15 protein-coding genes are annotated in these 24,967 nt (G+C 44.8%); 10 read left to right on the top strand and 5 right to left on the bottom strand.

Going from position 1 to position 24,967, the window contains the following annotated elements:
* Positions 1–2: 2 nt before the first annotated feature.
* From IGJ26_RS16245 to gor, 4 genes are all read left to right on the top strand, one after another.
* On the top strand, positions 3–2,483 hold the full coding sequence (locus IGJ26_RS16245; RefSeq protein ID WP_008381720.1) for an ATP-dependent Clp protease ATP-binding subunit: 2,481 nt from the start codon (positions 3–5) through the stop codon (positions 2,481–2,483).
* Between the two features lie 269 nt (positions 2,484–2,752).
* Positions 2,753–3,673 (top strand): peptidase U32 family protein, encoded by a 921-nt coding sequence (locus IGJ26_RS16240; protein ID WP_016612060.1) that lies wholly within the window; start codon positions 2,753–2,755, stop codon positions 3,671–3,673.
* 13 nt (positions 3,674–3,686) lie between these two features.
* Complete coding sequence (locus tag IGJ26_RS16235) at positions 3,687–4,928, top strand: peptidase U32 family protein (protein ID WP_008381725.1); 1,242 nt, start codon at positions 3,687–3,689, stop codon at positions 4,926–4,928.
* Between the two features lie 93 nt (positions 4,929–5,021).
* Positions 5,022–6,368 (top strand): glutathione-disulfide reductase, encoded by a 1,347-nt coding sequence (gene gor, locus IGJ26_RS16230; RefSeq protein WP_005230323.1) that lies wholly within the window; start codon positions 5,022–5,024, stop codon positions 6,366–6,368.
* Positions 6,369–6,531: 163 nt separating this feature from the next.
* Here gor and IGJ26_RS16225 read toward each other — a convergent pair whose 3' ends face one another.
* From IGJ26_RS16225 to IGJ26_RS16210, 4 genes are all read right to left on the bottom strand, one after another.
* On the bottom strand, positions 6,532–7,518 hold the full coding sequence (locus IGJ26_RS16225; RefSeq protein ID WP_176257019.1) for a polyprenyl synthetase family protein: 987 nt from the start codon (positions 7,516–7,518) through the stop codon (positions 6,532–6,534).
* A gap of 11 nt (positions 7,519–7,529) precedes the next feature.
* A complete protein-coding gene (locus IGJ26_RS16220) occupies positions 7,530–8,090 on the bottom strand; it encodes a Gx transporter family protein (RefSeq protein WP_005232987.1) in 561 nt (186 codons plus the stop codon).
* A 10-nt stretch (positions 8,091–8,100) separates the two neighbouring features.
* The gene (locus IGJ26_RS16215; RefSeq protein WP_010748871.1) at positions 8,101–8,508 is read right to left on the bottom strand and encodes a NusG domain II-containing protein; all 408 of its coding nucleotides are present in this window, start codon (positions 8,506–8,508) and stop codon (positions 8,101–8,103) included.
* A 206-nt stretch (positions 8,509–8,714) separates the two neighbouring features.
* The gene (locus IGJ26_RS16210) at positions 8,715–10,655 is read right to left on the bottom strand and encodes an NAD(P)/FAD-dependent oxidoreductase (RefSeq protein WP_005232989.1); all 1,941 of its coding nucleotides are present in this window, start codon (positions 10,653–10,655) and stop codon (positions 8,715–8,717) included.
* Positions 10,656–10,925: 270 nt separating this feature from the next.
* Between IGJ26_RS16210 and pplA the strand changes: the two genes are divergently transcribed.
* From pplA to menA, 3 genes are all read left to right on the top strand, one after another.
* Positions 10,926–11,864 carry an extracellular electron transfer flavoprotein PplA gene (gene pplA, locus IGJ26_RS16205; RefSeq protein WP_430599753.1) on the top strand — a complete coding sequence of 313 codons (939 nt, stop codon included), beginning with the start codon at positions 10,926–10,928 and terminating at the stop codon, positions 11,862–11,864.
* Positions 11,865–12,123: 259 nt separating this feature from the next.
* Entirely contained in the window at positions 12,124–13,200 is a 1,077-nt protein-coding gene (locus tag IGJ26_RS16200; protein WP_016612068.1) for an FAD:protein FMN transferase, read from the top strand.
* Between the two features lie 12 nt (positions 13,201–13,212).
* The gene (gene menA / locus IGJ26_RS16195) at positions 13,213–14,166 is read left to right on the top strand and encodes a 1,4-dihydroxy-2-naphthoate polyprenyltransferase (RefSeq protein ID WP_008381742.1); all 954 of its coding nucleotides are present in this window, start codon (positions 13,213–13,215) and stop codon (positions 14,164–14,166) included.
* Positions 14,167–14,503: 337 nt separating this feature from the next.
* Here the strand turns inward: menA and IGJ26_RS16190 are convergent, their stop codons facing one another.
* The gene (locus tag IGJ26_RS16190; RefSeq protein ID WP_008381744.1) at positions 14,504–15,466 is read right to left on the bottom strand and encodes a biotin--[acetyl-CoA-carboxylase] ligase; all 963 of its coding nucleotides are present in this window, start codon (positions 15,464–15,466) and stop codon (positions 14,504–14,506) included.
* Between the two features lie 433 nt (positions 15,467–15,899).
* Here IGJ26_RS16190 and rpoB point away from each other — a divergent pair, with 433 nt between their 5' ends.
* The 3 genes from rpoB to IGJ26_RS16175 all read left to right on the top strand — a co-directional run bounded on the left by rpoB (position 15,900) and on the right by IGJ26_RS16175 (position 24,966).
* Positions 15,900–19,517, top strand: coding sequence for a DNA-directed RNA polymerase subunit beta (rpoB, locus tag IGJ26_RS16185; RefSeq protein WP_008381746.1), 3,618 nt, complete (start codon positions 15,900–15,902; stop codon positions 19,515–19,517).
* Between the two features lie 87 nt (positions 19,518–19,604).
* On the top strand, positions 19,605–23,255 hold the full coding sequence (rpoC, locus tag IGJ26_RS16180) for a DNA-directed RNA polymerase subunit beta' (RefSeq protein ID WP_034871965.1): 3,651 nt from the start codon (positions 19,605–19,607) through the stop codon (positions 23,253–23,255).
* 244 nt (positions 23,256–23,499) lie between these two features.
* Complete coding sequence (locus IGJ26_RS16175) at positions 23,500–24,966, top strand: BglG family transcription antiterminator (protein WP_429962065.1); 1,467 nt, start codon at positions 23,500–23,502, stop codon at positions 24,964–24,966.
* Position 24,967 lies beyond the last annotated feature (1 nt).

Genomic DNA, 24,967 nt, shown 5'->3' with positions numbered 1-24,967 from the left:
AGATGGATGAATTATTCACCCAACGCGCGAAAGCCGTTTTGGCTATCGCCCAAGAAGAAGCAAAATACTTTAAGCACCAAGCAGTAGGTTCTGAACATATTCTATTGGCATTGGTCATTGAACAAAACGGGATTGCCGGCAAAACCTTGCGGGAAATGAATATCACAGAAAATGATATTCGTGAAGAAATCGAACATTTAACAGGGTATGGCACTGTCCGTCAATACCCAGAAAACGCCTATCTCGCGTATTCACCACGAGCAAAACATACATTTGCTTATGCAGGGGATGAAGCCAAACGCTTAGGGGCACCACAAATCGGTACTGAACATCTATTATTAGGCTTATTAAGAGATGAAGACATTTTGGCTTCTCGAATCATGCTGAATCTCGGCTTGAGTCTCGCGAAAATGCGTCAGCTTTTGAAGAAAAAAATGGGCTTCAATGAAAGCAAAACCAACGGAAGTGCTGGTCGTCGTCGTCCAGCCCAAGCCAAAGCGCAGCAAGGAACACCGACCTTGGATTCCTTAGCCCGTGATTTGACCAAATTAGCCCGTGAAAAACGGTTGGATCCTGTTGTCGGTCGTGCCAAAGAAGTCAAACGCCTGATCCAGATCCTTAGCCGTCGGACCAAAAACAACCCTGTTCTCGTGGGGGAACCTGGTGTTGGGAAAACCGCGATCGCCGAAGGCTTAGCCCAAAAAATCATCAATGGGGAAGTCCCAGAAGACATGCAAAACAAACGCTTGATGATGCTGGACATGGGGGCTTTAGTTGCCGGAACGAAATATCGTGGGGAATTTGAAGACCGAATGAAAAAAATCATTGATGAGATCTATCAAGATGGTCAAATCATCTTATTCATTGATGAATTGCATACACTGATTGGGGCCGGCGGAGCAGAAGGGGCGATTGATGCCTCGAATATTCTGAAACCAGCCTTAGCCCGTGGGGAATTGCAAACCATCGGTGCCACGACACTAGATGAGTACCAAAAATACATTGAAAAAGATTCTGCATTAGAACGCCGTTTTGCCCGGGTGCAAGTTGACGAACCGACACCAGAAGAAGCGGAAGAAATTTTACGGGGCTTGCGTCCTCGTTATGAAGAACATCATGGGGTGGAAATTTCTGATGATGCGTTACACGCCGCTGTGCAACTGTCCGTGCGTTACATCAATTCGCGCCAATTACCAGATAAAGCCATCGATTTGATGGATGAATCAGCTGCCAAAGTGCGTTTAGACAAAACCGATGAAAGTTCAGAATTGGCAGATCTGCAAAACGAGATCGCCAACTTGATCGAAGAAAAAGAAGCCGCTATTCGTCAGCAAGATTTTGAAGCAGCAGCTCGTTTACGGATCAAGGAAAAGAAATTGACCCAACAGCTGACGGAAGTAGCGTTTATGGAAGTCAAAGAAGCATCAGGCTATGCCGATAGTGTTACTGCAGAAGATGTCGCCACGGTCGTTTCCCAATGGACTGGTGTACCTTTGCAACAGATGGAGAAAAAAGAAAGCGAACGCTTGTTGGATCTTGAAAAGATCTTGCATCAACGGGTAGTTGGCCAAGAAGAAGCGGTCAAAGCAGTCGCTCGTTCGATCCGTCGCGCCCGCAGTGGGTTGAAAGACCCCAACCGTCCAATTGGTTCCTTCATGTTCTTAGGCCCGACCGGTGTCGGGAAAACCGAGCTTGCCAAAGCCTTAGCAGAAGCGATGTTTGGTAGTGAAGATGCCTTGGTTCGTGTCGATATGTCCGAATTTATGGAAAAATACAGCACGAGCCGTTTGATCGGTTCACCGCCAGGCTATGTCGGCTACGATGAAGGTGGGCAATTGACGGAAAAAATCCGTTCAAAACCATACTCCGTCATCTTATTGGACGAGGTGGAAAAAGCCCATCCCGATGTCTTCAATATCCTCTTGCAAGTGCTGGATGATGGCCATTTGACGGATGCCAAAGGTCGGAAGGTCGATTTCCGCAACACGATTTTGATCATGACCTCTAATATCGGTGCCCAACAAATCCGCGAAGAAAAAAGCGTTGGGTTCAATGTCACTGATTTAACGAAAGATCACCAAGCGATGCAAAAACGGATCTTAGAAGAGCTGAAAAAAGCCTTCCGTCCAGAGTTCTTGAACCGTGTGGATGAAACAGTGGTCTTCCAATCCTTAGGTGAAGGGGAGATCCACGAGATCGTGAAGATCATGAGCAAAGCGATCATCAAACGATTAGGCAACCAAGACATCCAATTGAAGATCACGCCATCTGCCATTGATGTGATCGGTAAAGCTGGTTTTGATCCAGAATATGGGGCACGGCCGATTCGTCGAGCATTGCAAAAAGAAGTCGAAGACCGTTTAAGTGAAGCACTCCTATCAGGACAAATTCATTTAGGTGACAAAGTGACGATCGGTGCTTCCAAAGGATCGATCACCCTCAATGTCAAAGAGGGACAAGCACGGGTCTTGCAACAAGTTTAAGTCGAGCCAATAACGGCAGTGGCGTTTCTATGGTCGAGCAATCGGCATCCATAGGAACGCCGCATTTTTGTCTTGTTATGTCTAGTAGTGATCAAGAATTATCCACTGATTATGATTGATGATTCACAAAAAAATATCCTTCTAAATAGCTTTATGACAACGATTGATTAATGAGAAAAGCGCTATTCGTGAAAAAAAGAGTAACGAGACCTCTTGGAAAGAATCCTGCTGTGTGATACTATGAATGAGTTGAAAAAAGGAGGAGTATTATGGTTGAGATTATCGCCACGGTGGAATCGATCGAGCAAGCACAGCAGCTGATCCCTTATGTTGATACATTGTTTTTTGGAGAAGAGACATTTGGGCTGCGCCTACCGGCCTCTTTTTCTCGTGAAGAGCAAATCAGACTGATCGACATGGCCCACGAAGCTGGAAAGAAAGTGACGATCGCGGTCAATGGCATCATGCACCCAGAAAAAATGAAGCTGATTCCAGAATACCTAGCATTTCTGAAGACCAATCAAGCCGATCAAATCGCTCTCGGAGATCCTGGGATCATTTACCGCATGAAGCAAAATCCAGAATGTGCCTTGCCATTTATCTATGCAGGGGAAACCTTAGTAACAAGCGCTCGTCAAATCAATTTTTGGGGACAAAAAGGGGCAAGGGCAGCCGTTTTAGCGCGAGAAGTTCCTTTCGAGGAAATGAAAATCATGGCCCCGCAACTAAATATTCCTGTGGAAGTATTGGTTTATGGTGCGACCTGCATTCACCAATCGAAGCGTCCGCTTTTACAAAATTATTATAACTATACCCAACAATCGGAAGAAAAGAACCACGATCGTGGGTTGTTTTTATCCGAACCGAAAAAAGAAGAAACCCACTATTCCATTTATGAAGATAGCCACGGTACGCACATTTTTGCCAATAACGACATTAATTTGATGCTGCAGCTGGCGGAATTAGCCGAAACAGGCTTTCAAACCTGGAAGTTGGACGGAATCTATACACGAGGGGCAGCCTTTGTGGCAATTGCTAAACTGTTTGCCCAAGCCAAGACCCTTGTAGAAAGTGGGGAGTGGCAAGCAGAGCAAGCTGCTGTGCTCAGTGAACAAGTTGCCCAACTTCATCCGGCAGAACGTGGGTTAGACACTGGATTTTATGCCATCGATCCTGACGATATCAAGTAAGGAGCAAGAACAAATGACCGTTAAACAAGCATTGAAACGACCAGAAGTGTTAGCACCAGCTGGTACGTTAGAAAAATTAAAAACAGCGATCCACTATGGCGCTGACGCTGTCTATATCGGCGGCAATGCCTATGGCCTACGGAGTCGCGCGGGAAACTTTACCTATGAAGAAATGGCGGAAGGGGTAGCTTTTGCCAAAGCCCACAACGCAAAAGTCTATGTAGCAGCCAACATGGTGACTCATGAGGGCAATCAAGAAGGTGCAGGGGAGTTCTTTCGGGAATTGCGAGATGTCGGTATTTCGGCCGTGATTGTTTCTGATCCCGCTTTGATCCAGATCTGCGCAACAGAAGCGCCGGGTCTACCGATCCATTTGTCCACCCAAGCCAGTGCCACGAACTATGAAACGTTGGAATTTTGGCGAGAAGAAGGCCTAGAACGGGTCGTCCTCGCTCGGGAAGTGTCGATGGAGGAAGTCGCTGAGATCCGCAAAAATACCAGCGTGGAGATCGAAGCCTTTATTCATGGCGCCATGTGTATTTCGTATTCTGGCCGTTGTACTTTGTCCAATCATATGTCGATGCGAGACGCTAATCGCGGCGGCTGTTCGCAATCTTGCCGTTGGAAATATGATCTGTTTGACATGCCGTTTGCAACGGAACGAAACAGTTTGACCAAGAATGGGACAGTGGAAGAAGAATTCTCCATGAGTGCCGTGGATATGTCGATGATCGAACATATCCCTGATCTGATTGAAAACGGCGTGGATAGTTTCAAAATCGAAGGCCGCATGAAATCGATCCACTATGTTTCAACCGTGGCGAACGTTTATAAAGCAGCCGTGGACAGTTACATGGCCGATCCAGAGAACTATGTCTGCAAACAAGAATGGATCGATGAACTGTGGAAAGTTGCGCAGCGCGAGCTTGCGTCAGGCTTTTACTATGATACCCCGAGTGAAAATGAGCAGTTGTTTGGTCCACGTCGGAAAATTCCACAATACAAGTTTATTGGGGAAGTCATGGCATATGATCCGGCAACGAAAACAGCTACGATCCGGCAACGGAACCACTTTTCCGTCGGCGATGAAATCGAATTTTACGGTCCCGGATTCCATCACTTTCACCAAACCGTCGAAGTCATGTATAATGAAGACGGTGAATCCATCGATCGTGCACCAAATCCTATGATGCTGCTGACGATGCCGGTCAAAGAACCGGTGGAAGTCGGAGACATGATTCGGAAGAAAAAATAAGGTCGAGAGTTTCTCTCGGCTTTTTTTGTTGAATCAATCCAGCCAAAAAGGATCGATGAGAACATAGACAATCTTAAGGAGGAAACAACAAATATGGAAACATACGACTACATAGTAATTGGCGGCGGCAGCGGCGGGATCGCCTCAGCCAATCGAGCAGGAATGCACGGCGCCAAAGTATTATTGATCGAAGGCAATGAATTAGGCGGCACCTGTGTCAATGTCGGCTGTGTGCCGAAAAAAGTCATGTGGCAAGCCAGTGAGATGTTAGAAATGATCAAGCGGGACGCAACTAGCTACGGCATTTATCCACATGTGGATAAATTTAATTTCACTGAGCTTGTGGATAACCGTGAAAAATACATTGATTTTTTACACACAGCCTATCAAAAAGGCTTAGATAGCAATAATGTAGAAGTTATCCACGGTTATGCACAGTTTGTGGATAACCACACGGTTACCGTCAATGGGGAAAACTACCATGCAGCAAACATTTTGATTGCCACCGGTGGAAAACCTAGCGCGATGAATATTCCCGGCGGTGAGTACGCCATTGACTCGAATGGTTTTTTTGCGTTGCGAGAAGCACCAAAGCGTATGGTCGTCTTAGGGGCAGGCTACATCGCAGCCGAAATCAGCGGGGTCAGCCAACAGCTGGGCAGCCAAGTGGCTTGGGCGTACCGCAAAGAGCGGCCATTACGAACCTTTGACAAGATGCTTGCGGATAATCTCGTGGAGATGTACCAAGAATCAGGAATCGAAACTTATGCAGGCTACGTTGCCTCTCGTATCATTAAAGAAGGTGACGAGTATCTCGTTCACTTTGAAAATGGCGAAACCTTGACCGGCGATTGCGTCCTTTTTGCTGGTGGTCGCGTGCCGAATACGGATAAGTTAGGTCTGGAAAACACCGATGTCCAATTGGATGAAAAAGGGTTTATCATTGTGGACAAATATCAAAATACCACAGCTGACTCGATTTTTGCAGTGGGCGATGTCATTGGAAAATTGGATTTGACCCCGGTTGCGATCGCCGCCGGTCGTCGCTTGTCTGAGCGCTTGTTCAACGGTCAAAGCGATGCGTACTTGGATTATCACTTAGTACCGACGGTCATCTTTACGCATCCACCGATTGCCACGATTGGTTTATCCGAAGAAGCAGCCTTGGCAAAATACGGCCAAGAGCAGATAAAGGTGTATCGTTCGCGCTTTACACCGATGTACTTTGCTTTAAATGAGTATCGCCAAAAATGTGAGATGAAATTGGTGTGCTTAGGAGAAGAAGAAAAAATCATCGGTCTGCACGGCATCGGGATCGGTGTCGATGAAATGCTGCAAGGCTTCGCTGTAGCCATCAAAATGGGTGCTACAAAAGCAGACTTTGATCAAACCGTTGCCATTCATCCGACGGGGTCAGAAGAATTTGTGACGATGCGTTAAAAGAAAGAAAGCCTCAACGGACAGATGAGTTGTCCGTTGAGGCTTTTTTTGCGTATAAAATTCTAGCTATCAACTAAAAAGTCCCCAAAAGTAGATCAGAAATCGAACCTTGGGGGCTTATTTCAGTATGATCCCAGCTGCTGGGTTTATCCTAGATCCTTGATCAGTTCTGACGCCCAAGGATCTGAGCAGTGATCTGATAAAGATATGTTTTGGTTTCATCTTTGGTCTCAGGCAATTTCTGGATCGCTTGCAAAGCTTTTTTCGTGTAGTCGGCAGCGAGTTTCTTGGCTTCGTCAATCCCGGCGCTTTCTTGGACGATCCGATAGACTTCATGGGTATCCGCCTCAGTCATGGCAGCTTGTTTTTCCAGCAGTGGCAACAGTTGTTGGCGGTCATTTTTCAATGCCATCAACAGCGGCAAAGAATAGACGCCTTGCCGAACATCTTCCAATACTGGTTTTCCTAAGGCAGTCGCATCTTGACTGTAATCCAAGACGTCATCCATGATTTGAAAGGCAAGGCCAATGGCTTCGCCGATCTCACGGGCTTGATTGGCAAAGCGCAAAGAAGTACCGCTTTCGTAAGCCCCGATGAAGCAGCTTAAAGCAAACAACTCAGCGGTTTTGCCGCGAATGTTTTCTAAGTAATCCTCGATAGTGACGGACAAATCGTATCGTTTGCTCATTTGTCCTAATTCGCCGGCCAGGATTTTTTCCATACTACGGGAATTCATCTGCAAGCTTTTCATGGAGCTGGCATAATCCGCCATCAATTTAAAGCAGCAGACAAAGAGGTAATCACCAGCATAGACAGCGACATCGTTGCCAAATTCGGAACGAATGGTCGGCAGCTTGCGTCGGGTGTCCGCATGATCGACGATATCGTCGTGAATCAGCGAAGCAGTGTGGAGCATCTCGATCGAAGCCGCCAATGCGACGGCTTTTTCGCGATCTTTGTCACTGCCATAAGCAGAAAAGAGCAGCTGATAAGCAGGACGCAGCAGTTTCCCACCTGAATGGATCATGGACAGGATCGCTTGTTCGACCTCTTTGTTTTTTAGTTTTAATGATTTTTCCATCAATTGCAAGGAGGCAGATAAGTCAGCTTGCAGTGCTGGATACTCTTGCCACATGGAATGAAGTTTCATAATTAACTCCTTTATTCTGAATCCGAGCGCCATTTGACTTTGGTCTGGCGTTCATAATCAATTTGAAAACGGCGCAGTGTTTCAACACGACGCAGCAAGTAGTTGGCGGCGATCCCGATAGCGATCCCGGACAAGATCCCAAAGAAAGACAGGACCGGCAAGTAGAGCATCACGCTCCAGGATTGAGCGATCCATGAGGCGGTGATCAACTGTCCGACGTTGTGCAAGAAACCGCCAGCCGCACTAATGCCGATGATACTGACACGCTTAGGCCCCAACTGTTTCACCAAAGACATCCCAAAGTAGCTCAGTAAGGAACCACTCATACTATATAAGAAGGTCGAAACCGTTCCTCCTAGTAACGTCGTTAAAATCAGTCTTAGCCAAATCAAGAGAAAACTGTCTTTTTTCGGCATGGTGAACAAAGCAATAATGGTAATTAAATTTGCCAAACCTAGTTTCGCACCAGGCGCAAAGGCAAATGGATAAGGGATCATATTTTCAACTAAACCAATCACGACCCCTTGGGCGACCAGCAGTGAGATGAAAATTATTCGTTGTAATCGACTCATAAGCAAACGATCAATAGATTAGATCGTCGGTCTCACTCCCATCTGCGGCTTGGATTTCGATCACCAATTTATGAGGTAGACAGACAATGGTTTCCCCATTTTTACTGGCCCAGCCACGGCGCACACAAATCTGGTCGCCGCAATCAGCTTCCTTGATTCGGATCCGATCGCCTTCGATCTCCAGTAAATTGGTATCCCCGTCTTCATCTTCATAAAGATAGGTGTACGTTTTTTGACCTTCAACTAAGTCAAAACGTTTGATTTCTGTCCCATCGACCCGCAAGACGGCTTCTTTGTCAGCCGTTTGCGTCTGGCCAAAAATAAAAATCGGTAAAAAAGAGCTGAGGATCAAAACAAGTATGATGACGCCATCCCATGGTTTTAAATGGGCATCGCGGATAAATTCTTTTAGTTTCATCAAAAAAGACTCCTGTTCTTTCATGTGATGTGTCTCATTCTAGCATAAGAAGACAAGATTCTACTAGCTGAATCCTCAATAATCCACCGATTTCTGTGCAAGGACGATCAAGAAAAAGTTCTGTACTTGGAAAGAGACCAAGACACTGATTGAAAATCAGAATGTCTTAGTCTCATGAAGTCGTACAGGTATTCTATTTTGCTGGCTTATTTATTGCCATATAAGGAGCGAGGGGTACCGTACCACCATTTTCCAAGGGTACGTTGCAACCATGGGATTACCCAACGATCTAAACCGACTGCGCGTCCTGAACCGTTCATCAAGGCAAACGCAACTGGAATGAACCAGATGTTTACCCAGTAGAACATACCAGACATACAGAAAGTCAACACTAAAACGATGGTCGTTGCGTTCACTAACCAAGTGAAGAGACCAGCCATCAATGCAAGAGCTAAAGCAATTTCAAAGAAGACCATGAATTTTTGGAAGAACATTGCAACGTCGTTGTTTGGCATAATAAATTGCATAACTTTTGTGAACCAGTCAGGTGATTTTTCGATCACGATCATTGGTTGTTCACCGTAAGCATAGCTCAAACCAAAGTGTGCGGCTTGTGTCGCTGCATCGGCTGCTTCACCGGCGCCACTAGCGGCACTTGCTGCATCGGCTGCTTCACTAGCACCACTTGCTGCATCAGCGACTGTTTGATATTCCCAAGTCCAAGGGAATACGCTGTTGCCTTGGAACCAAGAACCTTCACCGAACCAAGTACCAGGTTTGAAGACTTCCCCATTCGTACCTAAAATTTTCTTGAAGGCTTCAACGAACCAGACAAGACCATAGAAAATACGAAGCGGAACACTCCACAAGACGTTACCGTAACGAGACGTGTGACCACGAGCGACTGTCCGGTCATCTTTGATGTGGAAGATTTCATGCATCAAGTATTGGAACATGTAGTAACCAGAACGAATATCAAAGAAGTATTTCAAGTTAACGATGTGTTTCATAATGATCGCTAAGAAACCGCTCAGGTGAATCTTATTGAATAAGTTCGCCACGCCCCATTTGGCACCGATCGAAACCATAAATCCTTGGTAGTTTCCTTTGAATTTATGTTTTTCGCCGCCTTTGATGGCTGCAACGATGTTCGTTGCTGCAGTGTGACCTGTTTGTTCAGCTGCTTGCACGATTTGTGGTGTTGGTGTATTCGGGAATTCTTCGAAGTAAACCAAGTCACCAATAATATAGATGTTTTTGTCTTCGTAGCCTTTTGCTTCCATGTACTCATTGGCAACTAGACGGAAACCACGGGCTGTTTCTAAACCGAAATCAGCAGCATCGCTAGTTCCTTTGACACCGGCAGTCCAGATCAATGTGTGGGTTGGGATCGTTGAACCATCTTTTAGTTTGATGTGGTCAGGTGCCACTTCAACGATTGGTGCATTCAAGACAAGATCAACATTGTTTTTCTTCAAGTAGCGTTCTGCTTTGGCTGCATCGTTACGATCAAGCATGTTCAAGATCGTTGGCATTGCTTCAACGACTTTCAAGCTGATTTCACTTGGGTCCAATTTATAATCGGAAGCTAAACGATCTTTCCAATCGATCAGTTCACCGATCATTTCGATCCCGGTAAATCCAGAACCACAAACGACAAAGGTCAACATTGCTTTGCGTAATGCTGCATCTGGTTCGATCGCTGCTTTTGCGACAGTTTTTTCAATGTGTTCGCGAATACGGACAGCATCGTCAAATGACCATAAAGTAAAGCCGTTTTCTTTAACACCAGGTGTACCAAAGTCATTCGGTTCGCCACCCATCCCTAAAATCAAGTAGTCAAATGAATAGCTACCTAATTTTGTTTGGACGGTTTTATTTTCTTTATCGATCCCAGTTACTGTATCGGTTACTAAACGAACATTTTTCTTGCGTGAGAACAAGCGCTGCAAGTCATATTGAATTGCGGTAGGTTCTACACGTCCTCCAGCGACTTCATGCAGTTCAGTCATCATCGTATGATAAGAGTGACGGTCGATCAATGTTATCTCAACATCATTGTCTTTTTTCAATTTCTTTGCCATGTACTTCGTAGCAGAAACGCCTGCATAACCGGCACCGACAACGACAATGTTTTTCTTTGCCATTGCAAATCTCTCCTTAATAAAAATAATCTATGATAATAATTACACAATCGTTCCTATTATATAGACAAATGGTTCATTTGTCTAACGATTCTGATGAAAAAAACGCATATTTCCTGAAATTCGTGAAAACTTGCGAAAATCAAAAATTAAGTCCTTTTTCCGTAAAAAAGCGGAAAGGAAGCGGTTGACATATCGTAAATTTACTTTACAATGTTAGATGTATCACAAACTTTTTTGTGGGGAAAATAAACAAGTAAAAGGTGGATAATTATGAAAGCAAAGAAATTGATTGTAGGTATGGCGGTATTTTCATTCTCAGCAATGTTGTTAGGGGGTTGCGGAGCAGATGACAATAACACAGCTTCTTCGTCAACTAGTGAAAGTACATCACAAACTTCTGCAAGCGATTCAGCATCAACAGAAAGCACGGAAGCAACCATTGTTGCGGGCGAGCCAATGCAAGATGGGACGTATCGTTTAGAAGAAAAGAACTATAAAAACGACTACCGTGTCACATTTGAGATCACAGTCAAAGACGGCAAAATCGTTGAATCAAAATATGACAACGTCAATGCGGATGGCGAATCAAAAACAGAAAACACTGAATACAATGAAACGATGAAAGAAAAAGCAGGCATCAGTCCAGAAGAATTTATTCCTAAATTCAATGAAGAATTAGTTGCCGCACAAAGCCCTTCTTCAATCGAAGTAGTTTCTGGCGCGACTCATTCCTTTGATTCCTTCCAAAACTATGCACAACAATTGATTCAAGCGGCGCAAGCAGGCAACACGGATACCATTGAAATCGACAACGGTGCAGACTTGCAAGACGGAACCTATACATTAGAAGAAAAGAACTACTCAAACGGTTACCGCGTGGTCTTCTCAATGACTGTGGCTGACGGCAAAATCTCTGAATCAAACTACGACTACCTAAACGAAGCCGGCGAGTCGAAAAAAGATGATGCATCATACAACGAAAACATGGAAGCAAAATCTGGTACAAGTCCAGAAGAGTTCATTCCAAACTTCAATGAAGCCTTTGTTTCTGCAGTCAATGCCGAAGACGGCTCTGTGGCAGACATGGATGTTGTTTCAGGAGCAACCCACAGCTTCCACAGCTTTGTTATCTATGCACAACAATTGTTGAATGCCGCTGAAAAAGGCGACCAAACAATAATCGAAGTGGATAACTTCGTTACTGAATAATCACAACTTCTTTCCATTAAGAGGACAGCATTCGTTTTGAATGCTGTTTTTTTTGTGGGCAACCATGAGAGGGGGAAAGTTCGTGCAAAAAAAAGCAATCTGGTGAGTACTTTTTTTAAAAAGAAATGGGTTCTTTAATGATGGAAAGCATCGATTAAGGATTCCTAAAATACCTTGAGAAATCACGGAATGCCCCTTTTCATTCTGCCAAAAAAAGGCTATTATATGAAGGTTGAAGACAATAGAAAAGAGGAAAATCATGAAAAAGAAAGTAACGTTTTTTCTGATGTTTGTTTTTTTAGGCACAATGTTGGCAGCTTGTGGCAGTAATCAGGAAGCAACGACGCTGCGGGAAGAACCATATTTTCAAGAAGAATTTTTATTAGGCACTTATACTCGAATCCGCATTTATGATGAAGGCAAAGAGGACGCTATGAAGCCAGCCTTTGACCGCATCAGAGAATTAGGCGATAAAATCACCATCAACCAAGCAGGATCAGAGATCGATGAAATCAATGCGCAAGCTGGCATCAAACCAGTGAAGGTTTCGGATGATATTTATTATTTGCTAAAAGAAGCTTACGATTACAGTGTGAGATCAGAAGGCGGCTTTAATATGGCCATCGGTGCCATCACCCAATTATGGCGAATCGGCTTTGATGATGCCCGCAAGCCAGAGCAATCTGAGATCGATGAAGCATTGAAACATATCAATTATGAACAAGTCGAGTTTAACGATGAAGATCAAACCGTTTATTTAAAAGACAAGGACATGATCCTTGACCTTGGGGCGATCGCTAAAGGCTATATCACGGACGAAGTCGTCAAAGTGTTGAAGGACAATGGCGTGACTTCCGCGATCGTCGATTTGGGCGGGAATGTCTATGTGTTAGGTCATAGTAACCGTGGCACAGATGAGCCATGGAATGTCGGAATCCAAGACCCGAACAAATCTCGCGGCTCGATTATCGGTAGTATCAAAGAAACCAATAAAACAGTGGTTACTTCAGGGATCTACGAACGCTACTTAGAAGTAGACGGCAAAACGTATCACCATATTTTTGATTCTGAGACTGGTTATCCTTACGATAGCGATGTAGCAAGTGTGACTGTGATCACCGACAAATCCATCGATGGTGACGGGTTGACTACGGTGGCGTTTGATAAAGGGGTCAAAGAAGGCTTGGCTTATATCGAACAGCATACCGAAAAGGGGACCGATGCGATCTTTATCACAAAAGAAGATAAAGTGTACGTAACAGACGGCATCAAAAATACCTTTGAGCTTTCAGAGGAATCAGGCTACACGATGGGTGATCGTGCTGATTTAGAATAGGAGGAGTGAAAGATGTCTCTTTCAGTGTTTTTAGAAGTAGTGGAGATCCGTACCAAAGTGGCCAGTGTCTTCCCCTTCATTATGGGTGTGTTGTTCTCGTTGGTGTATTTTCATGAATTTCATCCTTTGAATACCGCAATCTTTTTTCTGGGGATGCTGCTGTTTGATTTGACGACAACGTCCATCAACAATTATATGGATTTCAAAAAAGCCAAATCAGAAACCTACAAATACCAGCACAATGTGATCGGGCGAGAAAACATCTCAGAAGCTACTGTTCGCAATCTGATTTTTGCGATGTTGGCAGGAACCTTGTTAATTGGTCTTTACTTGTCGTTTGTCACTGGCTGGTTGCTGCTAGTGATGGGGTTGGTCGTTTGCTTTATCGGAGTCTTTTATACCTTTGGCCCCATTCCGTTATCGCGGATGCCTTTAGGCGAGGTGTTCAGCGGCGTAACGATGGGATTAGGGATTTTTGCCATCACGATCTATATCAATACTATTGATCAAAAAGTTTTTTATCTGGCACTGGATTTTGCGAACGGGACCTTTGGCTTAGTGGGGAACCTCTGGGCCGTTTGTGCGATTGTGTTGGCATCCTTGCCATTGATTTTCACGATTGCTGACATCATGTTAGCCAATAACTTACGGGATCTGGAAGCCGATATCGAAAATCACCGCTACACACTGGTGTACTACATCGGTCGCGAAGCAGGTATCCGTCTGTTTCAAGGAATGATGCTAGCTTCCTACGCCGCTATTTTATTGGGCCTCTTGTTTGGTCTCTTCCAATGGCCGATTTTGCTCGTGTTTCTGACACTGCCGAAAATCCACCAAAATTTGAAAGAGCATCAAGCTAGCCTGCCCCACCCACGTAGTTTCGGCTATTCGATTAAGAACATGATTCTATTCAACAGCAGCTATGCTTTGGGCTTGCTTTTCTGTCTGTTGTGGCAATTGCTTTAAAAAAAAGATCGACCCGCTCTTGAAAGAGCAGGTCGATCTTTTTTATGTGGGGAATGAAATAGCGCATAAAAACTGTAGAAAAGACATGATAAAAGAACAAGCATCCTACTTAGTATGAAAAGATGAGGCTCGCTTTCTCTGCGATCCTGATTGCAACAGTAAAGTTTTGGTGACAGTGGCTAAACCCGATAGAAAGGGGAGCTGCCTAGGTTGTTCTTTTGTATGACTCCTCGGAATAAGCAGGTCAGCTTATGGAGCATTTGTGCTTGCGCTTGCTTTAACTGATTGCCTACGAAAGCAGCGAATCAGCAAGCTGGTTTGCGGTTTTTTCGCAGCATCAATACCGTTCCAAACTGATTTCTCCAGAAGAAAGCACCTTGCGCTCCGTCGCTGTTTCCACCACTAATTCACCGGTGTTGGTAATGTCTTTGGCGATCCCTTCATAGGTCACACCTTGTTGCGTAAATTGAACGGTGCGGCCCAAAACGAAGGATTTCTGCCGATAGCGGGCCATATAATTCATGTCAGGCAGTTGCGCTAACAATTGGAAGAACCGACGCCAAATTTCTTGGATCAACGCGGCCCGAGAAAAGGTTGGATACTCTTCACCAGGAAAGAGTGAGGTCGCTTTTTCCCGAATCTCTGCTGGAAACTGCTGTTGCGGAATTGAAAAACTGATGCCGATACCGATCACAACCGAAGTAATACGGCCTGTCTCAAAGTCACTGGTTGCTTCAGACAAAATACCGCAGATTTTTTTTCCATCTAAGTACAGATCGTTGACCCACTTAATGGCCGTTTCCTTCATTAGAAGGGCATCGATGGCTTCGGCAACTGCTACCGCCGCCAGAACGGTATATTGCGGCAATTCTTGAAACGCTTGGTTTGGTTTTAAAAGCAAGCTCATATAGATCCCTTGTTTTTTCGGTGAGAAAAACGGTCGTTCGAAGCGGCCATGACCGCCTGTTTGCGTTTCGGTCAAAAAAAGGGCGGGGGTTGCCAGACCACTATCCAAAGCGGCAATCTTGGCTTCTTTCATGGTGGATTCAACAGCTTCCTTGATTTGAATCGTGGGAATCATCGGCAAGGCTGCCGCAAGTGCTGCTTGATCGTATCGATCATCCGAGACAAAGCGATAGCCGTTGGCCAAGTGTTCGAAATGATAGCCTTCTTTCTCGAGTTCTTTAATGGCTTTCCAGACTGCGGTGCGGGAGATCGACAAAGCTTGGGCTAGTTTCTCTCCAGATAGCACAGTATCTTCTTTTTGTAATAAGGTCAGTATTTTTTCTTTTGTCGTCATAAGGATATCCTTCCTAATGTTTCACGTGTAACGTTTTCGTTAGCATAGCAAGAAATCGGCAAAAAGCAAAGTAGTTTCTTACGAAAAACCGTCCACACCAGCCTTGTTTTTTTCTTTAGAAAATCTTAGGAAATGGGTGCATCAGAAAAGCATTGGAACTTCCAATGAAAGCTTGACAGAGAAGTGCTTCATCTGTATAATAAGGAGTTGCAAAAACTATCTGAACGAAAAAAGCAGAAACGAAATATTGTCCGTTTCGGCTTAGGAATAAGGAAACAAAAGTAGAAAATGCCCAATGCATCCGTTCTATTTTTGGTTTTTTTTTGCCTAAAAGCCGCAAAAAATGCTTTCTGTAACCTATATTTAATATTTGTTACAGTTTTGTAAATAATCGGATAGCCTTTTTGAAAGACTTTATGAAGAGGTGAAGAGCTTGGCTGGACACGTAGTAAAATACGGAAAGCATCGCGAACGTAGAAGTTTCGCACGGATCAGTGAAGTATTAGAATTACCGAATTTGATTGAAATTCAAACCGACTCTTACCAATGGTTCCTAGATGAGGGCCTCAGAGAAATGTTTGAAGATATTTTGCCAATCGAAGGATTCAACGGTAACTTGTCCCTAGAATTTGTGGATTATGAATTGAAAGAACCAAAGTATACAGTAGAAGAAGCCCGTGCCCATGATGCAAACTATTCGGCACCATTACATGTTACTTTGCGTTTGACGAACCGTGAAACCGGGGAAATCAAATCCCAAGAAGTATTCTTTGGTGATTTCCCATTAATGACTGAACAAGGAACCTTTATCATCAACGGGGCAGAACGGGTTATCGTTTCTCAGTTGGTCCGCTCTCCAGGTGTATATTTCCATGGCAAAGTCGATAAAAACGGCAAAGAAGGCTTTGGTTCAACTGTTATCCCTAACCGCGGTGCGTGGCTAGAAATGGAAACTGATGCCAAAGATATCTCTTACGTACGGATTGACCGTACCCGTAAAATTCCTTTGACGGTCTTAGTCCGTGCCCTAGGGTTTGGTTCTGATGACACGATCTTTGAAATTTTCGGCGACAGTGAATCATTGCGTAACACGATCGAAAAAGACTTGCATAAAAACGCAAGCGATTCTCGTACCGAAGAAGGATTGAAAGATGTTTACGAACGTCTTCGTCCAGGCGAGCCAAAAACAGCAGACAGCTCACGCAGCTTGCTGAACGCACGTTTCTTCGATCCAAAACGTTACGACTTAGCAAATGTTGGTCGCTACAAAGTAAACAAAAAATTAGACTTGAAAACACGTCTATTGAACTTGACCTTAGCAGAAACCTTGGTTGACCCTGAAACAGGCGAGATCATTGTTGAAAAAGGCACTGTTTTGACTCACCAAGTCATGGAAACACTAGGCGCATTTATCGATAATGGCCTAAACAGTGTAACGTACTATCCATCAGAAGATGGGGTCGTTACCGAACCAATGACGGTCCAAGTCATCAAAGTCTTTTCACCAAAAGATCCAGAACAAGAAGTCAACGTGATCGGTAATGGCTATCCAGATACTGCCACACGTACCGTTCGTCCAGCAGACATCATTGCTTCAATGAGCTACTTCTTCAACTTGATGGAAGGCATCGGCAATGTCGATGACATCGACCACTTAGGAAACCGTCGGATTCGTTCTGTTGGTGAATTATTGCAAAACCAATTCCGGATCGGGCTTGCTCGGATGGAACGTGTCGTTCGTGAACGGATGTCGATCCAAGACACCGAAACCTTGACACCACAACAATTGATCAATATTCGTCCGGTTGTCGCAAGTATCAAAGAATTCTTTGGTTCTTCTCAGTTGTCACAGTTCATGGACCAAACAAACCCACTGGGTGAGTTGACCCATAAACGTCGTCTATCTGCCTTAGGACCTGGTGGTTTGACGCGTGATCGTGCTGGCTATGAAGTCCGAGACGTTCACTATTCCCACTATGGCCGTATGTGTCCGATCGAAACGCCTGAGGGACCAAACATCGGGTTGATCAACAGCTTGGCCTCTTATGCCAAAGTCAACAAGTATGGCTTCATTGAAACACCATACCGTCGAGTTGACCGCGAAACAGGCCGTGTTACAGACAAGATCGATTACTTGACTGCCGATACCGAAGACCACTACGTTGTGGCCCAAGCAAACAGCTTGTTAAATGAAGACGGCTCTTTCGTAAACGACGTTGTTATGGCGCGTGCTACTTCTGAAAACTTGGAAGTATCGATCGATAAAGTCGACTACATGGACGTATCACCAAAACAAGTAGTCGCAGTCGCAACCGCATGTATTCCTTTCTTGGAAAACGATGACTCCAACCGTGCCTTGATGGGTGCCAACATGCAGCGGCAAGCTGTACCATTGATCAATCCGAAAGCACCTTGGGTTGGTACTGGTATGGAATACAAATCAGCACATGACTCAGGAGCTGCTTTGTTATGTAAACATGATGGGATCGTAGAATACGTGGATGCAGCCGAAGTGCGCGTTCGTCGTGACAATGGCGCATTGGACGTTTATTCTGTTACCAAATTCCGTCGTTCAAACTCAGGAACCAGCTACAACCAACGTCCATTAGTGGCACTTGGTGAAAAAGTGGAAAAAGGCGACATCTTAGCAGATGGCCCATCTATGGAACAAGGCGAAATGGCACTAGGACAAAACGTCTTAGTCGCATTCATGACTTGGGAAGGGTACAACTATGAAGATGCCATCATCATGAGCCGTCGTTTGGTGAAAGATGATGTTTACACTTCTGTCCATATTGAAGAATATGAATCAGAAGCCCGCGACACAAAATTAGGACCTGAAGAAATCACTCGCGAAATCCCGAACGTTGGGGAAGACGCGTTGAAAGACCTAGACGAAATGGGTATTATCCGCATTGGTGCGGAAGTCAAAGATGGCGATCTGCTTGTTGGGAAAGTCACTCCAAAAGGGGTAACGGAACTTTCAGCAGAAGAGCGTTTGTTGCACGCAATCTTTGGTGAAAAAGCCCGCGAAGTGCGTGACACTTCTCTACGCGTGCCTCACGGCGGCGGCGGAATCGTCCACGATGTCAAAATCTTTACCCGCGAAGCTGGCGATGAATTGTCACCAGGTGTGAACATGCTGGTTCGCGTTTATATCGTTCAAAAACGGAAAATCCATGAAGGGGATAAAATGGCCGGACGTCACGGAAACAAAGGGGTCGTTTCTCGCATTATGCCAGAAGAAGACATGCCTTTCTTACCAGATGGCACACCAGTCGATATCATGCTGAACCCATTAGGGGTACCTTCTCGGATGAACATTGGACAAGTATTAGAGTTACATTTAGGAATGGCTGCGCGTCAATTAGGCATTCACGTGGCAACACCAGTCTTTGATGGAGCCAGCGATGAAGATGTTTGGGCAACGGTTGCTGAAGCAGGAATGGCCAGCGATGCCAAAACAGTGCTTTACGACGGACGTACCGGCGAACCATTTGATGGCCGCATCTCCGTTGGTGTCATGTACATGATCAAATTGGCCCACATGGTCGATGATAAATTGCATGCCCGTTCCATTGGACCTTACTCATTGGTTACGCAACAACCATTGGGAGGAAAAGCCCAATTTGGTGGACAACGTTTCGGAGAGATGGAAGTTTGGGCACTGGAAGCATACGGTGCTGCTTACACCTTGCAAGAAATCTTGACCTACAAATCAGATGACGTGGTTGGTCGTGTGAAAACATACGAAGCGATCGTCAAAGGGGAACCAATTCCAAAACCAGGTGTACCAGAATCATTCCGCGTATTAGTAAAAGAATTGCAATCACTGGGTCTAGACATGCGTGTCCTAGATATCGATGATGCAGAGATCGAACTGCGTGATATGGATGATGACGATGATGATTTGATCACCGTTGATGCCTTAACAAAATTTGCGGAGCAACAAACAGCCCGTGAATTAGAACAAAAAGCACAAACAGAAGCTAAAAATGCCGCCGACGCGTTGAACCAACAAATCGAGACAGCAGAAGATCGCTTGCAATAATAGACGGCCCTCGCTATTTCCGCCACTAGCGGAAATAGCCCCCGTTCTATCGGATATGTCCATGAAATGAAATGGAGGGAACCTTTTTTGATCGATGTAAATAAATTCGAAAGTATGCAAATCGGTTTGGCTTCTCCTGAAAAAATCAGAAGCTGGTCTTATGGTGAAGTAAAAAAACCAGAAACCATTAACTACCGTACGTTAAAACCTGAACGCGAAGGGTTGTTTGACGAGCGTATTTTCGGTCCAACCAAAGACTGGGAATGTGCTTGCGGCAAATACAAACGGATCCGCTATAAAGGCATCGTTTGTGACCGTTGCGGCGTGGAAGTAACACGTTCAAAAGTGCGTCGTGAACGCATGGGACACATTGAACTAGCAGCACCAGTATCACACATTTGGTACTTCAAAGGCATTCCTTCACGGATGGGTCTTGTCTTAGACATGAGCCCACGTGCATTGGAAGAAATCATCTACTTTGCTTCATACGTAGTGATTGAACCAGGAAACACCAGCCTTGAGAAAAAACAACTATTGACTGAACGGGAATACCGTGAAAAACGTGACCAATACGGTCAAGAATTTTCAGCAGCAATGGGTGCCGAAGCCATCAAACAATTATTAGATGGCGTTGATCTTGAAGGCGAAGTTGCTGAATTAAAAGAAGAATTGAAAAACGCGACTGGTCAAAAACGGACCCGTGCGATCCGCCGTTTGGATATCTTAGAAGCATTCCGTGCTTCAGGAAACAAACCAAGCTGGATGGTCATGGACGTTATCCCAGTTATCCCGCCTGATTTGCGTCCAATGGTGCAATTAGAAGGTGGACGTTTTGCCACAAGTGACTTGAACGACTTGTATCGTCGTGTAATCAACCGTAACAACCGTTTGAAACGCTTGTTAGATTTGAATGCACCAAACATCATCGTTCAAAATGAAAAACGGATGCTGCAAGAAGCAGTCGATGCCTTGATCGATAACGGTCGTCGCGGCCGTCCAGTTGCAGGGCCAGGGAACCGCCCATTGAAATCTCTTTCTCACATGTTGAAAGGGAAACAAGGTCGTTTCCGTCAAAACTTGCTAGGAAAACGGGTCGACTACTCAGGTCGTTCAGTTATCGTCGTTGGTCCATTCCTTAAAATGTACCAATGTGGTCTGCCAAAAGAAATGGCGATCGAATTGTTCAAACCATTCGTGATGCGGGAACTTGTTTCTCGTGAAATCGCGTCAAACATCAAAAATGCCAAACGCAAAATCGAACGTCAAGAAGACGAAGTTTGGGATGTCTTAGAAGATGTTATCAGAGAACATCCAGTGCTATTGAACCGGGCACCTACGCTTCACAGATTAGGTATCCAAGCATTTGAACCAGTCTTAGTTGAAGGCCGTGCCATTCGTTTGCACCCACTTGTTTGTGAAGCCTACAATGCCGATTTCGATGGAGACCAAATGGCCGTTCACGTACCATTGAACGAAGAAGCGCAAGCAGAAGCACGTATGCTGATGTTAGCAGCCCAAAACATTTTGAATCCAAAAGACGGAAAACCAGTTGTAACACCATCTCAGGATATGGTCCTAGGGAACTACTACTTGACGATGGAAGAAGAAGGCCGTGAAGGGGAAGGCATGATCTTCCGTGACATGGACGAAGCAGTTACGGCATGGCGCAATGGCTACGTGCATTTACACACACGGATCGCCATCAATCCAAACACTTTAGGGGACAAACCATTCACGTCTGAACAAAAACAACGCTTGATGGTAACAACGGTGGGTAAAGTGATCTTTAACTCGATCATGCCACCAGAATTCCCATTCTTGAACGAACCGACAGACTACAACTTGACGGTTCAAACACCAGACAAGTACTTTATTGAAGCTGGTACAGATGTGCCTGCCTTCATCAAAGAACAAGAGCTTGTTGGCCCATTCAAGAAGAAAAACTTAGGAAACATCATTTCAGAAGTCTTCAAACGTTTCCGCATCACTGAAACGTCACGCATGCTTGACCGTATGAAAGACTTAGGATACAGCCACTCAACAATGGCGGGTATCACCGTTGGTATCGCTGATATCATGAACTTGCACGAAAAACATGAAATCATCGACAATGCCCACAAACAAGTAGAAACGATCACGAAACAATTCCGTCGTGGATTGATTACCGATGACGAGCGTTATGAACGAGTTATTGGTGTTTGGAATGCAGCCAAAGATGAAATTCAGTTAAAACTGATGGAATCATTGGAAGCGAAAAACCCAATCTTCATGATGTCTGATTCCGGTGCCCGTGGTAACATCTCCAACTTTACTCAGCTTGCTGGGATGCGTGGATTGATGGCCGCGCCTAACGGACGAATCATGGAGTTGCCGATCATCTCAAACTTCCGTGAAGGTCTGTCTGTCTTAGAAATGTTTATCTCGACCCATGGTGCCCGTAAAGGGATGACCGATACCGCCTTGAAAACAGCCGATTCCGGTTACTTGACACGTCGTCTCGTTGACGTTGCCCAAGATGTCATCATCCGTGAAGACGATTGTGGTACTGACCGTGGTTTAGACATTCAAGCAATTCGCGAAGGAAACGAAATCATCGAATCCTTAGAAGAACGTTTGATTGGACGTTACACACGTAAATCAGTGATCCATCCTGAAACTGGCGAAGTCCTTCTAGGGGTCAATGAATTGATCACTGAAGATTTAGCTAAAGCCATCGTGGACGCTGGTATCGAAACAGTATCCATTCGCTCTGTCTTTACATGTAACACCAAACATGGTGTATGTAAACATTGTTATGGTCGCAACTTAGCCACTGGTTCTGAAGTTGAAGTTGGGGAAGCAGTCGGTACCATCGCTGCCCAATCAATCGGTGAACCTGGTACTCAGTTGACCATGCGTACCTTCCATACCGGCGGGGTTGCCGGAGACGATATCACGCAAGGTCTCCCTCGTGTCCAAGAAATCTTTGAAGCCCGTAATCCGAAAGGACAAGCGGTCATTACCGAAGTTACCGGAGAAGTCATCGATATCTCAGAAGACCCTTCAACTCGGACCAAAGAAGTGACCATCAAAGGGGAAACCGATACGCGTACGTATACCGTTCCTTATACTGCCCGGATGAAAGTAGCAGAAGGCGACTTTATCCATCGTGGTGCGCCATTGACGGAAGGTTCGATCGATCCAAAACAACTGTTACAAGTTCGCGATGTCTTGTCTGTTGAAAACTACCTATTACGGGAAGTTCAACGCGTTTACCGGATGCAAGGGGTAGAAATCGGCGACAAACATATCGAAGTAATGGTTCGTCAAATGCTGCGTAAAGTCCGCGTCATGGATCCAGGTGATTCAGGCATCTTGCCAGGAACATTGTTGGATATCGCCGACTTTAAAGACCGCAACTACGACACATTGGTAGCCGGCGGCGTTCCTGCAACTAGCCGTCCAGTCCTACTAGGGATCACGAAAGCATCTTTGGAAACCAACAGCTTCTTGTCTGCTGCGTCCTTCCAAGAAACCACTCGTGTGTTGACCGATGCAGCGATTCGCGGCAAGAAAGATCCACTTCTTGGATTGAAAGAAAATGTTATCATCGGTAAGATCATCCCAGCTGGTACTGGTATGCCTCGTTACCGTGAAATGGAACCAAAAGAAGTAACAGTTGCCAGCGAAAATGTCTACAGCATCTCAGACATCGAAGCACAAATGGCTGCTGAAGACGCATTGAACAGCCAGAACTAATCAATGCCCAGCACCTGATTGACTCAGTGTGACGGAAAAGCTTGTCATTCTTCGGAATGGCAAGCTTTTTTTGTTTAGCAAAAGGAAATATCATGAAAATGAATGCGCCCTTCTTTCCTCCTAGAAAAGGGGCATTTGGGACGATTAATGAAAGCGTTATTTTTAAAATGTCCAAATCAGTGGACATCGATTAAGAAATACTCGAGCCAAAGAAGGCTATAGTAAAGATACGGAGGGAGACAGTATGAAGCTGAGCAAGAGAGAAACACGTTTGATTGAGCAGTTTATGACACAAGGGATGAATTTGACCGCTAATGAACTAGCCACAGCTGCTAAGGTTTCAACAAAAACCATTTATCGGACGATCAAGCGGATCAATGAGGCTGCTGGTTCAGAAATCATTCGGTCTGAAATCGGCAAAGGATTTTGTTTGGATTATGAAGCGTATCTCAAAGGCACGATTGAAAATCAAGAAACGGATCAACATGATGAGCCGCTTGAGCGGCGTCATGCGATTGCACTGCATGTATTGTTTAAATCACCAAAGCGATTAATGATCAAAGAGCTGTTCGCCCCTTACTATTTGAGTGAAGCAGTGATAAGTAGTGATATCAATCGTCTTTCGGAATATTTTCAGTACTTTGAACTCCAATTGATCCGATCCGATAAGAGAATTGCAGTGATTGGTACCGAAAAAAATATCCGTCGCTGTGTCAATGATCTCTTTACGAAAACCCATGTGTGGAATGAAGAAATGGTCGCGCAAAAATATCCCATCAATGCCTTTGATATCAACTTTATTACCTCCATTCTTGAATTCATTGAGCGAAAACTCGCGAACAGTATTGCGTATCCTTACAATATGAATATTTTCTCGCATCTGTATATTCTGATTTTACGAATGAGGGAAGGAGAAATTGACCGCGAAGAGATAATTGAGGGTTTAGATGAGGAAGAACAGCATTTGATTGAACAGCACCAAGAGTTTTATCAAATTGCCCAACAAGTGATTGAAAAAATCAATGCCTATCTCGTGACGGAGCTACCAGAAAGTGAGGTATTTTATCTCTACCAGTATCTAGTGTCTTCCAGAGTGGAAAACAAACCCTTGGCAATGACCAATCTGACAAAAGAAGCCAGCGAAATCACGGAGTTTTTTACTAAGCGGATGGAAAAAGCACTGGGTATCAAATTGAACCAGCAAACAGACAAGACCAATCTACTTTGCCATATCCAGCCGATGCTCTATCGGCTAAAGAATAAAATTATCGTGAAAAATGGGCTGCTGAATGACATTCAACTAGAGTACCCAAGGATTTTTGAGCAAGTGGCACAAGTCAGCAAGGAAGTGGAGCAAACCTATGGAACGAATCCCATATCGGAAGACGAGATTGGTTTCTTGGTTCTGTATTTTGTGAAATTTAAAGTCATTCGTCGGCGCAGACAGCGAGTCTTAATTATGTGCAGCAGCGGCGTAGGGACTTCTGAACTGCTGAAAGTCAAAGTCCAACGGGCATTTCCAGAGTTGGATATCGTGGATGTGCTTTCCGCTCGTATGTACCGAAAGCATGCGCAAGACTATCAGGATATCGATCTGATCTTAACCACCATTAATTTGCCAGTAGAAACGAAGGTGCCGACGATTTTAGTCAATTCGGTATTTACCAAACAGGATGAAAAGCGAGTCAAACAACTATTAGGAGAGATGTAAA

The sequence above is a fragment of the Enterococcus sp. AZ095a genome, from assembly GCF_050546735.1.
Classification (GTDB): domain Bacteria; phylum Bacillota; class Bacilli; order Lactobacillales; family Enterococcaceae; genus Enterococcus_D; species Enterococcus_D entomosocium.
The sequence above is the reverse complement of the archived record's forward strand: the minus strand, read 5'-3'. Positions and strand labels throughout refer to the sequence as shown.

Excerpts from the sequence above, each read along its gene's own strand:
- IGJ26_RS16245 (WP_008381720.1), top strand. The coding sequence starts at position 3 with ATGGATGAATTATTCACCCAACGCGCGAAAGCCGTTTTGGCTATCGCC.
- IGJ26_RS16240 (WP_016612060.1), top strand. The coding sequence starts at position 2,753 with ATGGTTGAGATTATCGCCACGGTGGAATCGATCGAGCAAGCACAGCAG.
- IGJ26_RS16235 (WP_008381725.1), top strand. The coding sequence starts at position 3,687 with ATGACCGTTAAACAAGCATTGAAACGACCAGAAGTGTTAGCACCAGCT.
- gor (WP_005230323.1), top strand. The coding sequence starts at position 5,022 with ATGGAAACATACGACTACATAGTAATTGGCGGCGGCAGCGGCGGGATC.
- IGJ26_RS16225 (WP_176257019.1), bottom strand. The coding sequence starts at position 7,518 with ATGAAACTTCATTCCATGTGGCAAGAGTATCCAGCACTGCAAGCTGAC.
- IGJ26_RS16220 (WP_005232987.1), bottom strand. The coding sequence starts at position 8,090 with ATGAGTCGATTACAACGAATAATTTTCATCTCACTGCTGGTCGCCCAA.
- IGJ26_RS16215 (WP_010748871.1), bottom strand. The coding sequence starts at position 8,508 with ATGAAACTAAAAGAATTTATCCGCGATGCCCATTTAAAACCATGGGAT.
- IGJ26_RS16210 (WP_005232989.1), bottom strand. The coding sequence starts at position 10,655 with ATGGCAAAGAAAAACATTGTCGTTGTCGGTGCCGGTTATGCAGGCGTT.
- pplA (WP_430599753.1), top strand. The coding sequence starts at position 10,926 with ATGAAAGCAAAGAAATTGATTGTAGGTATGGCGGTATTTTCATTCTCA.
- IGJ26_RS16200 (WP_016612068.1), top strand. The coding sequence starts at position 12,124 with ATGAAAAAGAAAGTAACGTTTTTTCTGATGTTTGTTTTTTTAGGCACA.
- menA (WP_008381742.1), top strand. The coding sequence starts at position 13,213 with ATGTCTCTTTCAGTGTTTTTAGAAGTAGTGGAGATCCGTACCAAAGTG.
- IGJ26_RS16190 (WP_008381744.1), bottom strand. The coding sequence starts at position 15,466 with ATGACGACAAAAGAAAAAATACTGACCTTATTACAAAAAGAAGATACT.
- IGJ26_RS16175 (WP_429962065.1), top strand. The coding sequence starts at position 23,500 with ATGAAGCTGAGCAAGAGAGAAACACGTTTGATTGAGCAGTTTATGACA.